This window comes from Arthrobacter sp. NPDC056886 (assembly GCF_042788715.1).
In the GTDB taxonomy this organism is placed as follows: domain Bacteria; phylum Actinomycetota; class Actinomycetes; order Actinomycetales; family Micrococcaceae; genus Arthrobacter.
Genome location: NZ_JBHUBT010000007.1, coordinates 1 through 13720, shown reverse-complemented (window position 1 = coordinate 13720; position 13720 = coordinate 1). Strand labels below are relative to the sequence as shown.

Sequence of the window (13720 nt, the reverse complement as noted above, 5' to 3'; positions counted from 1 at the left end):
ATATCCTGTTGATATATTAGTTTCGTGGTTCAAGTATGCTATCCACCCCGGTGGGTGTCAACAGATTTTCCGGCCGGTTTGGCCGGCTGAGCCAAGGGCCGCGGACGGACCAAGGGGCCTGAGACGCCTGAAGCGCAGCCCGGGGGGCTGCGCTTCAGGTCCAGGCCGCTGGAGAACTTGCTTAGGTGGCGAAAAGAGCTTCGCGTACAGCGTGCTCGAAGCCGCTAACGTGGATGCGCGCGAGCTCCGCTGCCTGGGTTTCATCGCCGTCGATAACCGCACGGAGAAGGTCCACGTGCTCATGCACGTGGCGCGAAAGGTCTGGAAGGCGATCCAGGACCATGCACCAGATTCGTATCGCGAGATTGTCGTAGCGAATCAGAACGTCCTCGAGGTGGGGATTGCCGGCGGCGGCATAAATGCCTTGGTGCACCTGAGCATCCAGCCGCAGGGTTTCGACCACGGATGCCGTACTGGTGTCGAAAGACTCGACGGCGCGCAGAACACCCCGCAGTCGTTCCCTCATCGATTCCGTCGCCACGCGCGCAGCCCGGGAGGCGGCGAGGGGTTCGAGCTGGGTGCGTATTTCGGAAATGAATGCAAGGTCGGTGACCTCCACTCGCGTCGCGAAAGTTCCCCTTCGCGGATAGGAAACTACCAGGCGATCGAGCTCCAGCCGCTTCAAGGCTTCACGTACCGGAGTCCGCCCGACGCCGAGGTCCTTGGCGAGGTCGTCGTCATTGAGGAGATCGCCGGGCTTGATGTCAAGCATCAGCAGCCTGTCCCGGATGCGCTCGTAGGCCACGTCAGCCAACGACCTCTTTGCCGCATCGTCAGCGATAGCCAGAACTTCAAAAGCCATAACGTGGTCCCCTTTTCATTCAAGCCAAGAAGGCTATTGACCTCACCCAGTGACCAGTATACGCTGAATGCCACGCTAATATATCAGTTGTGAATCTTGAAATATATCTAAGGAGGAGACATGACCCTAGTGGCGACAGACTCATCTACCAGCACGCTGACTCAGTCAGAGGCTCGCGTGGCAGACCAAACGCAGAAATTCGTGCTCACACTGTCGTGCGGCGAACGCGCGGGCATCGTCCAAGCGGTCACTACCTTTCTTTTTGAGCGTGGCTTCAATATCGACGAACACCAGCAGTTCGACGACGGCCTCCGCCAGACGCTGCATCTGCGGACCGCCTTCTCCGGCTCGGCGGACCACACCCCGGAGAGGCTCCAGGAGGAATTCCGTTCGATCGCTGACCGGTTCGATATGAAATTCAGCTTCTATGACCAGACCAAGCAACGCGTCCTCGTGATGGTGTCCAAGTTCGGCCACTGCCTTAACGACCTGCTCTTCCGCTGGCGGGGCGGAAGCCTCGGGGGTGACATCGCCCTTATCGTTTCCAACCATGAAACCCACCGGGCCATGGCCGAGGCCGCGGGCCTCCCCTTCATCTATCTCCCGGTGACCCCTGAGACAAAGTCAGATGCGGAACGGCGCCTCCTGGAACTGGTGGATGAGCATGACATCGACCTCGTCGTGCTCGCCCGGTACATGCAGGTGCTGTCCGACGACCTCTGCCGCTCTTTGGAAGGCCGGGCTATCAACATCCACCACTCCTTCCTCCCTGGGTTCAAGGGTGCGCGCCCTTACCACCAGGCCTACGACCGTGGAGTCAAGCTGGTGGGCGCCACGGCCCACTACGTAACCGCGGAACTGGATGAGGGGCCAATCATCGAACAGGAAGTCATCAGGGTCGACCACAGCTACGGACCGACCGCACTTTCAACAGTCGGACGGGACGCCGAGGCATTGGCACTGTCCCGCGCCGTGCGGTGGCACTGCGAACACCGTGTGCTGCTGGACCAAACCAGCACTGTCGTGTTCCGTTAAACACGACCACCGAACCAGCACCGTCGTGTTCCGCTAGGCACGACCATCAAACCGGCAACGAAGACACACGAAACTCAGCAGGAGAAACCACATGGCATCGACGCCAAGCATCGTCATTATTGGAGCTGGAATCGTCGGCACGAACCTGGCCGACGAACTGGTCACCCGGGGTTGGAACAACATCACCGTCCTGGACCAGGGACCGCTGAACATGCCCGGGGGCTCCACGTCCCACGCCCCCGGTCTCGTCTTCCAGACCAACCCCTCAAAGTCCATGGCGCTCTTCGCCAAGTACACGGTGGAGAAGCTTCTGTCCTTAACCGAGGACGGCGTCAACTGCTTCAACCAGGTCGGCGGCCTCGAGGTCGCCACCACCGAGACCCGTCTCGCGGACCTGAAGCGGAAGCTCGGATACGCCGCAGCGTGGGGAATTAGCGGCAAGATCCTTTCGCGTGAAGAGTGCATGGAGCTCTACCCGCTCCTGAACGAAGAAGACATCCTGGGCGGGCTCCATGTCCCCAGCGACGGCCTAGCCAACGCCGCCCGCGCCGTTCAGCTGCTGATCAAGCGTACGGAAGCCGCGGGCGTCAAGTACCGGGGCAACACCACGGTCACGGGTATTGAACAGTCCGGCCGGCGCGTCACGGGCGTCCAGACGTCCGAAGGTCTTGTCCCCGCGGACATCGTGGTTTCCTGCGCAGGCTTCTGGGGGGCCAAGATCGGCGAAATGATCGGCATGTCCGTCCCCCTTCTGCCCCTGGCCCACCAGTACGTCAAGACCACACCTGTACCGGCATTGAAGGGCAAGAACGACCTGCCCAACGGCGCCTCCTTGCCCATCCTGCGACACCAGGACCAGGACCTTTACTACCGCGAGCACGGCGAGCGCTACGGCATCGGCTCCTACGCCCACCGCCCCATGCCCGTGGACCTTGCGGACCTGGCCACCTACGAGCCGGCCGCGATCAGCGAACACAACATGCCCTCCCGGCTCGATTTCACCCTGGAAGACTTCCTCCCGGCATGGGAAGCCACCAAGCGCATGCTGCCCGCGCTGCGGGAAAGCGACATCGAGGACGGCTTCAACGGCATCTTCTCCTTCACCCCCGACGGCGGATCCCTGGTGGGCGAGTCCAAGGAGTTGGACGGCTTCTTCGTCGCCGAAGCCGTCTGGGTGACCCACTCAGCCGGTATCGCCCGCGCCGTTGCCGAACTGCTGACCACCGGCAGGTCCGAGATCGATCTTGGTGATTGCGATATCCACCGCTTTGAAGAGGTCCAGCTGACCCCGGAATACGTCAGCGAAACGTCACAGCAGAATTTCGTTGAAATCTACGACGTCCTCCACCCGCTCCAGTCCAAGCTCTCCCCCCGCAACCTCCGAGTCAGCCCCTTTTACGCCCGCCACAAGGCGTTGGGAGGATTCTTCCTGGAGGGCGGCGGATGGGAACGCCCCTACTGGTTCGAAGCCAACGCGGAACTGCTGAAGGAGATGCCGGCGCAATGGCAGCCCCCGGCCCGTGATGCCTGGTCGGGGATGTTCAGCTCGCCCATCGCCGCCGCGGAAGCTTGGAAGACCCGCACGGCAGTGGCCATGTACGACATGACTCCGCTCAAGCGCCTCGAGGTCTCCGGTCCGGGAGCATTGAAGCTGCTGCAGGAACTCACCACCGCGGACATGACAAAGAAGCCCGGCGCAGTCACCTACACCCTCCTGCTGGACCACGCCGGCGGCATCCGAAGCGACATCACCGTTGCCCGTCTGAGCGAAGACACCTTCCAGCTCGGAGCCAACGGAAACATCGATACCGCCTACTTCGAGCGGGCCGCACGCCACCAGACGGAAAGCGGAACCGCCAGCGACTGGGTGCAGGTGCGCGACACGACAGGCGGCACCTGCTGCATCGGCCTGTGGGGCCCCCTGGCGCGGGACCTTATCAGCACCGTGAGCAGCGACGATTTCTCCAACGACGGCCTCCGTTACTTCCGTGCCAAAAAGGTGGTCATCGGCGGCATCACCGTCACCGCGATGCGGCTGTCCTACGTCGGCGAGCTGGGCTGGGAGCTCTACACCAGTGCGGACAATGGACAGCGCCTCTGGGATGCCCTGTGGAAGGCCGGTCAGCCTCACGGCGTTATCGCCGCGGGCCGGGCCGCCTTTAGCTCGCTGCGTCTCGAAAAGGGTTACCGCTCGTGGGGCACTGACATGACCACCGAGCACGACCCCCTGGAAGCCGGCCTCGGATTCGCCGTCAAGATGACCAAGGAAAACTTCGTCGGAAAGGCGGCTCTGGAAGGCCGCACCGAGGAAAGCTCCGCCCGCCGCCTGCGCTGCCTGACGGTCGACGACGGCCGCAGCATCGTGCTGGGCAAGGAACCGGTGTTCTACAAAGACCAGGCGGTCGGCTATGTCACCAGTGCCGCCTACGGCTACACCGTCGCCAAGCCGATCGCCTACGCGTACCTCCCGGCCGCTGTCTCCGTTGGTGACTCAGTCGAGATCGAGTACTTCGGACGGCGCATCCAGGCCACAGTCACGGCAGATCCGCTTTACGACCCCACGATGACCAGGCTCCGCGGCTAACCACGCGCCGGACCAACAAAGAGCACGCGGCTCGGACTCATGCCCTCGAACCAGAGTCCGGGCCGCCGCTCTTCCACGGCTCGTCCCATACCCCGCCCAGTCGACTCGAGCTTCAGCCCAGGAAGACACATGATCAGTTCAGAAACAGTCACCGAATACCTCGCCCGCCTTGCCTCCCGCGAACCCACCCCAGGCGGCGGCGCCGCCGCGGCCCTCCACGCCGCTCAGGGGGCGGCGCTCGTCGCCATGGTTGCCAGATACACCACCGGTGCGAAATACGAGCAGCACGCCGAGCTCGTTCAAAGGATCATCAGCGCCGCCGACGGGCTGGTAGTCGAGGCCCTGCGCCTGACCGACGCCGACCAAGTTGCTTTCCAAGGCGTCATCGATTCGTACAAACTTCCGTCCGGAACGGAAGATCTCAGGGCCGCACGAACGGCAGCCATCCAGGAAGCCCTCATCCTGGCCGCGCAACCCCCCGCACAGCTCATCAAGTTCGCCGGCGTCGTCGTGGATCTTGCCACGGAACTTTTCGAGGTCGCGAACGCCAATGTGATCAGCGACATCGCTGCAGCCGCCGACGCAGCCCGCGCAGCCGCCACCACCGCCCGGGTGAACATCGACATTAACGTGGTGGCCATCAAAGACGCCGCGGCCCGTTCACGGCTGGCTGACCAGACCGACGGCGTTGAGGAAAAGGTCATCCTGGCAGCGGACTCCCTCGTACGGCGCGTGCGCGAAAGGATTCTCGGTTGAGCACCTTACTCCTGTCCGGAAAAACACTGGCGAAGACTATTCAGCAGAAAGCCCACGATGAGGCCCGGGGCCTCGAGGCCGACGGGCTACACCCAACGCTCGCAGTGGTTGTGGCCACCGACGACGGCTCCACGCACTGGTATGTCCGGTCCATCCAACGGGCCGCGGAAAGGGCCGGGATCAGTTGCCGGATTATGGACCTTGGCCACGATGCTACCGGGGAGGTCCTGGCCGCTGCACTGAAGGACCTCAGCGCAGATGCTTCAGTGAACGGCATCATCCTCCAGACGCCTCTGCCTCCCGGCGTCCAGACGGATGAGCTGGTCGGTCACATTGCCCCGGATAAGGACATCGATGGCGCGAACCCGCTGAGTCTTGGCCGACTGGCTGTCGGCCAGCCCGCCTTCGCACCTGCCACGGCCCGGGCCGTAATCGAGATCCTTGACCACTTCGACGTCCCACTCGCAGGCCGGAGCGTCGTCGTCATTGGCCGGTCCGCCGTCGTGGGAAAGCCATTGTCCCTGCTGCTGCTGGAACGCGACGCCGCCATTACGGTCTGCCACTCCAAGTCAGGTCCGCTGGAGAAATACACCAAGACCGCCGACGTCGTGGTGGTCGCTGCCGGGCGCACCGGCCTGCTGAACGGCGACCACGTTTCTTCCGCTGCCGTAGTGATCGACGTCGGCACCAACGTCCTTCCCGACGGCTCCCTTGTGGGGGATGTCGACGAAGCCAGCGTCCGCGGCGTTGCCGCGGCACTGACACCTGTCCCCGGCGGCGTCGGCTCCGTCACCACATCCCTGCTTCTCCTGCACACAACCGAGGCCGCGCGGAAACAGTTGCGTACCTTGGTCCCTGGAACTGCCGGATGATCCACGGCAGGCCCACCTGCCAGCACCTGGAATCCGTTGTCGTGGCCGTCGAAGGCATGGATACCCCTGATGGGCTAGCCTTCGTTTCCGCGCTCGAACGGGTGCCGGGTTCCTTCTGCACGGTGCGAACTCAAACCGACCGGGATGTGCTGCACACGCTCGGCGAATGCCCCGAAATTGCCCGCGACCGATCAAGGACGGCTGTTGTGGCGGCCTGCCTACCCTCCCGGCTCCATGACCGGGGCACCCAAAATCAGCAGCATGGACGTCCTCGACGAAGTGGAATCCCAACCGCGCGGACCTTATTCAGGTGTGGTTGGCTATTTTCCCCCAACGGCGCCGCAGACCTTTCGGTCACCATTCGCAGCGCCGTCGTCCACACCCCTCCTGCGGAACGGCAGCGGCTGTCCGTGGGTATCGGTGGGGCGATCACAGCCGATTCCGACCCGGACGACGAGCTGGCAGAGATCCACACCAAAGCCAAGGGCTATCCTTGGCTTTCTAGGCGCGTCTTTTCCTGGTTGAGCTCATGCCGTGCGTTTCAGACCAGATGGATTACAGGACGGCCCTGATCAGGTTCTCGAAGTCGGCGACGTGCTGGGTGGTCAGCCGTGCAGCTGCCTCGGAGTCCCCGTCCGCGATGCATTCGAGAAGCTCAATATGCTGGGCAATATGCTCCGACACTGGCGGAAGCTTTTCCAGCACCAGGCTCCAAATCCGCGTTGCCAGGTTGTCGTATCGAATCAGGACTTCTTCAAGGTGCCGACTTCCAGTGGACCGGTAGATCATCCGGTGGACCCGCATGTCCAGGCGCATGAGATCCCGTTGCGAGTGCATCACCGGCAGAAGCTGCCCGACTTCCCGGGCAAAGTCCCGAAGCTCCCGCCGAAGCTGCGGCGACGCCATCCGCGCAGCGCGCGCCGCTGCTGCAGGCTCCAAGAGCTGGCGTATCTCGGAGATTTCAGCCAGATCAGTTATATCCACGCCAGCGGCGAATGTTCCCCGCCGGGGATAGGCCACCACCAAATGGTCGCTCTCAAGCCGCTTCATGGCTTCCCGGATCGGCGTTCTGCCAACACCGAGGCGCCTGGAAATGACTTCATCGTTGAGGGGTTCACCAGGTTTGATGTCCAGAACGATCAATTCGTCGCACAAGACCCTATAGGCGAAGTCGGCGAAGGACTCGTCCTCCTGCCTCCCCGGCAGGTACGATCCCCCCGCCTCCACCGGTAATTCGCCACCAGTTGCCATTTCCAAGTCCCCTCCCGACGTACGACTGAGCCTTGACGTGAAGGCTCCATGTACATAGTATTCCTAGAACTGATATATCACTATATGAGCATAGAAATGTCAATTTTCCCCGGCTGCCGAATGGATGCCGCCCTCCCCACGGGCAGTGCATGGGTTGGCCAAAGAACGGAGCGCAATGAGCAAGGAAGCTGCTGCAAGGGTGTGGCTGGAAGTTGTGCCGTCTGCCGATCTGTTCACCCAACTCCCCCTGGCCTTCGACACGCCGGGTTCCGTCAGTGTGACCTGCCTTCCGCATCACGGCCCCGCAAGGACCGTAGAAGCATCCGCAAATCTCGCGCGACTGGGCTACCACACAGTTCCCCATCTCGCCGCCCGTAGCATTACCAGCCAGGCCGAGCTGCATGCCCTGTTGCGGCAGTTGCAGGGCGCGGGTGTCTCCGAGCTGTTTGTCGTTGCCGGTGACCGGCGCACGCCTGCTGGTCCCTACTCATGGAGCGGACAACTCTTGGAGGCAATCACGGCGTACTCGCCTGAGTTCTCCTTGGGCATTGCTGGATACCCCGAAGGCCACCCCGAGCTGAGCCAGGAACAGCTCATGGGCAGCCTCCAGGCCAAGGCACCAATGGCCTCCTCACTGGTTACTCAGATGTGCTTTTCCGCGCCGGCAATCAGCCGATACCTCCGGATGATCCGCGAAAGGGACGTCAACCTTCCCGTGTGGGTCGGCGTCCCGGGTCCGGTCTCCATCAAGAAGCTGGTATCGATGGGAGCCCGCCTCGGCGTAGGCCGCTCGCTAAGGCTTGCCCGGGGGACAGGAATGGCGGGGGCCCTCTGGCGAGGCGGCGACTTTAACTACGACAGTGCCCAGCTGATCCGCCAAGTTCACCACGAGCTGGGCGGGGATCCGCTCTTTGCCGGGTTCCACGTTTACACCTTCAACGACCTGGTGCGCCTTCCTCGCCTCTTGGCCAGCCTGCCGACGCAGCGGCAGAGCACTTTGCCCCAAAGTGTCGCCGCCCTCCCCCTGTTTCCTGCCAAGATCTGAAGGGAAGATCACATGGCTTCAAAAGCCCCCCTACATAACATCGACGAGTCAAAGCTGACCGTCACCAAACCCAAGACCAAGGCCGTCGGAATCCCCGCGGTGGTGAACTCGCTGAAGATCTCCCTCGAGCAGATGGGTCCGCTGCGCAGTGTCCAAACGCTGCTGGCAGTCAACCAGCTCGACGGGTTCGACTGCATGGGCTGTGCGTGGCCCGAACACGAAAAGCGCAACGCGGCCGAGTTCTGCGAAAATGGCGCGAAGGCAGTGGCCGAGGAGGGCACCCGCCGCCGCGTCACCCCCGAGTTCTTCGCCAGACACTCCATCGAGGACCTGAAAACGCGGGACGACTACTGGCTGGGTCAGCAGGGCCGGCTGACCCACCCGATGCTTTTGGCCGAGGGAGCCACGCACTACACACCCATCGAATGGGACGCAGCCTATGAGCTGATCGCCCAGGAGATGAAAGAAATGGACCATCCCGACCAGGCAGTTTTTTACACTTCCGGGCGGACCTCGAATGAAGCCGCTTTCCTCTACCAGCTCCTCGTGCGGGGACTGGGCACGAATAATCTCCCCGATTGCTCCAACATGTGCCACGAGTCCACGGGTTCAGCCCTCGTTGAAACCATCGGCATCGGCAAGGGCTCGGTCAGCCTCGTCGACCTGGAGACAGCCTCGCTGATCTTCGTTGCCGGGCAGAACCCAGGTACTAACCACCCGCGCATGCTCAGCGCCCTGGAAAAAGCGAAGAAGAACGGCGCCGTCATCATCTCCGTCAACCCACTTCCCGAGGCCGGGCTCCTCCGGTTCGAGAATCCACAGACGATCTCCGGAACGCTGGTGGGCACGCAACTGACCGACGACTTCCTGCAGATCCGGGCCGGCGGAGACCAGGCCCTCTTCCAGGGGCTTGGCAAATACCTCCTCGAGGCGGAGGCCCAGGGGAGGAAGACCCCGGGACTGGCTACGGTCCTGGACCACGAATTCATCAATAACCACACCGTGGGCATCAACGAATACCTGCGGCACCTCGAAAAGGTCCAGTGGAGTGAAATAGTCGAAGCCACGGGCCTGAGCTTGGAGCAGATCAAGACCACGGGCGAACGCCTGCTGGCCTCCAATGCCACCATCGTCTGCTGGGCCATGGGCCTAACCCAGCACAAACACTCAGTTCCCACGCTCCGGGACGTCGTTAACGTGCTGCTTCTCCAAGGCAACATCGGTAAGTCCGGAGCAGGAGTATGCCCCGTCCGCGGCCACTCGAACGTCCAGGGCGACCGCACCATGGGCATCTTCGAAAAGATGCCAGAGGCGTTCCACGACAGGCTGGACCAGGAGTTCGAGTTCCTTTCCCCTCGCAAGCACGGCTACGACACCGTTGCGGCGATTCGCGCCATGCGGGACGGCAAAGTCCGCGTCTTCATTGGAATGGGTGGAAACTTCGTCCGGGCGGCCCCGGATTCCGAGGTCACGGAGCGGGCATTGGCCAACACAGACCTGACGGTACAGATCTCCACGAAGCTGAACCATTCCCACGTGTCCACGGGCCGACGCGCGCTGATCCTCCCGACGCTGGGTCGGACCGAAAAGGACGCGCAGCGCACCGGCGACCAGAGAGTGACGGTGGAAGACTCCATGAGCGCCGTCCATGCGTCCCGTGGACGCATTAAGCCGGCAAGCGAGCACCTCCACTCAGAAGTGGCCATAGTGTGCAACCTCGCCCATAAGCTCTTCACCGACAGTGACAACCTCCCACTGCCCAACACGCCTAAAGCTGCCTGGCTCTCGCTGAAAGACGACTATTCCCTGGTCCGGACACACATCGAGGCGGTCATCGACGGCTTCGAAAATTTCGAGGAGCGGATCCAGCACCCGGGCGGCTTTGTCCTCCCCCACCCTCCGCGGGACGCCAGACAGTTCGCGACCGCGTCGGGCAAGGCCCACTTCACCGGCAATGAGCTGGAATTCATCAAGATCCCCGAGGGGCGGCTGGTCCTTCAAACACTTCGCTCCCATGACCAGTACAACACCACCATCTATGGCAAGGATGACCGATACCGCGGTATCCACGGTGGGCGTCGGGTGGTTCTAGTCAACGAGGCTGACATCGCTGAGCTCGGCTTTAAGGACGGTGACATGGTTCATCTGATTTCCGAGTTCCGCGGGACAGAGCGGCGGGCGGACAACTTCCGGATCGTTTCGTACTCGACCCCGAAGGGCTGTGCGGCAGCCTACTACCCGGAGACCAACGTGCTCGTCCCGCTCGATTCGGTAGCCGACACCAGCGGCACGCCGACATCCAAATCCGTCATCGTGCGGCTGGAACGGGCCGAAGCGTGAGCGCCGACATGATGACGGCGACAGCCTCCACACGTGTGGACGGGCCGCGGGTTGAACTGGCCGTCCGCGAATATCTACTTGCGATCGGAGAGGACCCGGACAGGCCAGGGCTCGTGGATACGCCCGCGCGGGTAGCCCGCGCGGCTGCGGAGATATTTGGCGGGCTTCATGAGGACCCCCTGGTCGTGCTGGATAAGACCTTTGACCTTGGGCACGGAGAAATGGTCATCGTCAAGGACATCCCCTTCTACTCCACCTGCGAGCACCACCTGGTGCCGTTCCACGGCGTAGCCCACGTTGGATACATCCCATCGGCTGAGGGTCTGGTCACGGGATTGAGCAAGCTGGCCCGGCTCGTCGATGTCTTTGCACGCAGGCCCCAGGTCCAGGAACGGCTGACAACCCAGGTGGTTGATGCGCTGGTCAGTTCTCTGCGGCCCCTGGGGGCCATTGTGGTAGTTGAGTGCGAGCACCTCTGCATGTCGATGCGCGGTGTCCGCAAGCCCGGGGCCAAGACCATCACTTCAGCCGTCCGCGGGGAGCTCCGTCTGCCGGCGGCCCGGGCTGAGGCGCTCAGCCTGATACACGGGCGCTAAGAATCTCCGGACACACGATGTACCGCACTCCCCCAGCGCATCAGACAGTCAGAAAGGCCCGCGATGCCAGCTCGTGAAATCGCCACAGACGGTCGCGCTTCCGCGTCACCCCCTATCCGCCAGCATGCCGGAAGGCCAGCCCCAACCTGGTCCGAAGCCCGCCAGATTGCCTTTAATTGCGCATCAGCACTCCCACCCGTGAGCGTCCCGCTCGCTTCAGCACCAGGCCGAACACTGACCCGCGACGTCATCGCGCGGCAGAACATTCCCCACTACGCTTCCTCGGCGATGGACGGTTGGGCCGTCAATGGCCCCGGTCCCTGGCGCCTTTCCCAGCAGGGACGCACATTGGCACCCGACGAAGCCAGCACCATTGCCACCGGTGGACTGGTACCGCCGGGCGCCAACTCGATACTGCGCACGGAAAGTGGCCGGCTCACCCACAACGCGGAAGGCGAGCTAGTGCTGACGCTCAACCACCACGCGAAGCACGGCGAGCCACTGCCCGGTCAGCACATCCGCCATGCGGGTGAAGAGGCGACGGCGGGTGAGGTGTTGATCCCAGCGGGTACATTACTGAACCCCGCCCACATTGCCCTCGCTGCCGTAGCCGGCCACGACGAACTGCGGGTCCAAGGAAGGCCGATGGTAGCGATCGTTCTGACTGGTTCTGAGGTGGTCACCTCCGGCCTTCCGGCCCCGGGACAGGTCAGGGACACGTTCGGTCCGCAACTTGAGTCGGTCATTTCCCTTCTCGGAGCCACGCCCGGCAGCCCCTTCCGCATTGGCGACTCCTACCACGACTGGCTCTCGGCCCTCGGAGATTCTGGATCTCTCACCGGACAGCGACCGGATGTAACCATAACGACCGGGGGAACCGGCCGTTCCGGCACAGACCATTTCCGCGCCGCCGTGGCCGCGCTGGGCGGCCGGCTGTTGCTGGACGGCGTCGCCATGCGCCCTGGCCACCCCGCTGTCCTGGCCGAACTCCCCGACGGTCGGTTCCTCCTCGGCCTTCCCGGAAACCCCCTCGCTGCAATGATGGCGCTAACCACGCTCGCAGAGCCGCTTCTGGCAGCGCTCGGAAACAAGTCCATGAGCGCAGTTGGACATGTGATTTCGGGCGCTGACGTTGATCCCTCCCCGGGGCGTACGCGCCTCATCCCCTGCACGTTTAGCCACGGACTGGCATTTCCTGCCTCACATACAGGACCGGGCATGATGCGTGGTCTTGCCTGGGCGGACGGCGTCATGGCCGTTCCCCCCGAGGGCGTCCTGTCCGGTGAGCCCACTCCGGTGCTCCCGCTGCCCTGGACACAGTCGAACGAGAACATCGCTTCCATAAAGTCTCGAGTACGGAGCATCGCATGGCACGAATGACGCAGCGTAGGAAGATTCATCGCTTTCGTATCGACGGTTCAGGCACCGAATACCCAATACGGTTCAAGGAAGACGTACTGGCCGCCGAGGAGCCACTGGAAATCCGCATCGGCGGCAAGTCCTTCGCTGTCACCATGAGGACCCCAGGAGACGATTTTGACCTGGTAGCGGGGTTCCTTGTTTCCGAAGGCATCATCAGAAGTCAGTCCGAGCTCGTCTCGCTTCGCTTCTGTGCCGGAGACACCGGAGGCACACAGACGTTCAACGTGATCGAGGCACAACTGCGGCCGGATGTGGTCATGCCGGACACCATGCGCCACGTTTACACCTCAAGCTCCTGCGGCATCTGCGGGACTGACTCGATCGAAGCCGTCCGCAAGACACTCCATTTCGACCCTTCCCAGGACGAGCTGGAGATTCCCTTGGATGTACTCGCCGAACTGCCGGAGCGGCTTCGCGGGGCCCAAGCTCTGTTCGAGAAGACCGGAGGTGTTCATGCAGCGGGCCTGTTTAGGGTGGATGGTCCGAGCCCGGAGCTGCTTTGTCTTCGGGAGGACGTAGGCCGCCACAACGCTGTCGATAAGGTGGTGGGGTGGGCTCTGCGCCAAGACCTGTTGCCGCTGACCGGCACCGTACTCCAAGTCTCTGGACGGGCTTCTTTCGAGCTTGTTCAGAAGGCAGCGCTGGCCGGCATTCCCGCCCTGGCAGCGGTGAGCGCACCTTCAAGTCTTGCCGTTGACCTGGCTGCTGAGACCGGAGTGACGTTGGTGGGGTTCAGCCGGGGACACAGCCTGAATGTCTACACCGGACGCGAGCGGTTGGCCCCTCCGCGTAAGGCGAGCCGTGAGGAGAACTATGCCCGGCTTTGATGTTGTCCTCGCCGGCCTTAGCGCAGACCCCATCTCCAGGAACCCGGAGAACTACTTCGCGCAGATCGAGCAGGCCACCTTCGCGCCGTCGAACTTCGTGCCCGGCATCGCCGCTTCCCCGGACAAGATG

At 62.8% G+C, this 13720-nt stretch carries 11 protein-coding genes and 2 pseudogenes; 11 read left to right on the top strand and 2 right to left on the bottom strand.

Annotated elements, in window-relative coordinates; translation table 11 throughout:
* Window positions 1-181: 181 nt before the first annotated feature.
* Window positions 182-862: a GntR family transcriptional regulator gene (locus ACFRJ8_RS12945; protein ID WP_377986567.1), complete on the bottom strand. Its 681-nt coding sequence runs from the start codon at window positions 860-862 to the stop codon at window positions 182-184.
* 120 nt (window positions 863-982) lie between these two features.
* Between ACFRJ8_RS12945 and purU the strand changes: the two genes are divergently transcribed.
* The 5 genes and pseudogenes from purU to ACFRJ8_RS12920 all read left to right on the top strand — a co-directional run bounded on the left by purU (window position 983) and on the right by ACFRJ8_RS12920 (window position 6681).
* A complete protein-coding gene (purU, locus tag ACFRJ8_RS12940; protein WP_377986566.1) occupies window positions 983-1897 on the top strand; it encodes a formyltetrahydrofolate deformylase in 915 nt (304 codons plus the stop codon).
* Window positions 1898-1988: 91 nt separating this feature from the next.
* Complete coding sequence (locus ACFRJ8_RS12935) at window positions 1989-4481, top strand: FAD-dependent oxidoreductase (RefSeq protein ID WP_377986565.1); 2493 nt, start codon at window positions 1989-1991, stop codon at window positions 4479-4481.
* 129 nt (window positions 4482-4610) lie between these two features.
* Window positions 4611-5237 carry a cyclodeaminase/cyclohydrolase family protein gene (locus ACFRJ8_RS12930; protein WP_377986564.1) on the top strand — a complete coding sequence of 209 codons (627 nt, stop codon included), beginning with the start codon at window positions 4611-4613 and terminating at the stop codon, window positions 5235-5237.
* Entirely contained in the window at window positions 5234-6109 is an 876-nt protein-coding gene (locus ACFRJ8_RS12925) for a bifunctional 5,10-methylenetetrahydrofolate dehydrogenase/5,10-methenyltetrahydrofolate cyclohydrolase (RefSeq protein WP_377986563.1), read from the top strand. The genes ACFRJ8_RS12930 and ACFRJ8_RS12925 overlap by 4 nt, the downstream gene beginning before the upstream one ends.
* A 144-nt stretch (window positions 6110-6253) precedes the next feature.
* Window positions 6254-6681, top strand: a pseudogene (locus ACFRJ8_RS12920) (chorismate-binding protein).
* On the opposite strand, the gene ACFRJ8_RS12915 reads toward ACFRJ8_RS12920, so the two are convergent.
* Entirely contained in the window at window positions 6665-7360 is a 696-nt protein-coding gene (locus ACFRJ8_RS12915; protein WP_377986562.1) for a GntR family transcriptional regulator, read from the bottom strand. The pseudogene ACFRJ8_RS12920 and the gene ACFRJ8_RS12915 sit on opposite strands and share 17 nt — an antisense overlap.
* A gap of 175 nt (window positions 7361-7535) precedes the next feature.
* Here ACFRJ8_RS12915 and ACFRJ8_RS12910 point away from each other — a divergent pair, with 175 nt between their 5' ends.
* From ACFRJ8_RS12910 to ACFRJ8_RS12885, 6 genes and pseudogenes are all read left to right on the top strand, one after another.
* Window positions 7536-8405, top strand: a complete 870-nt coding sequence (locus ACFRJ8_RS12910) for a methylenetetrahydrofolate reductase (RefSeq protein ID WP_377986561.1) — start codon at window positions 7536-7538, stop codon at window positions 8403-8405.
* A gap of 12 nt (window positions 8406-8417) precedes the next feature.
* Entirely contained in the window at window positions 8418-10745 is a 2328-nt protein-coding gene (locus ACFRJ8_RS12905; protein WP_377986560.1) for an FdhF/YdeP family oxidoreductase, read from the top strand.
* An 8-nt stretch (window positions 10746-10753) separates the two neighbouring features.
* Complete coding sequence (gene folE / locus ACFRJ8_RS12900; protein ID WP_377986818.1) at window positions 10754-11341, top strand: GTP cyclohydrolase I FolE; 588 nt, start codon at window positions 10754-10756, stop codon at window positions 11339-11341.
* A gap of 63 nt (window positions 11342-11404) precedes the next feature.
* Window positions 11405-12721, top strand: coding sequence for a molybdopterin molybdotransferase MoeA (locus ACFRJ8_RS12895; RefSeq protein ID WP_377986559.1), 1317 nt, complete (start codon window positions 11405-11407; stop codon window positions 12719-12721).
* On the top strand, window positions 12709-13590 hold the full coding sequence (fdhD, locus tag ACFRJ8_RS12890) for a formate dehydrogenase accessory sulfurtransferase FdhD (RefSeq protein WP_377986558.1): 882 nt from the start codon (window positions 12709-12711) through the stop codon (window positions 13588-13590). Before ACFRJ8_RS12895 ends, fdhD begins: the two co-directional genes overlap by 13 nt.
* 34 nt (window positions 13591-13624) lie before the next feature.
* Window positions 13625-13720: pseudogene (locus ACFRJ8_RS12885) on the top strand (catalase); the annotation flags it as partial.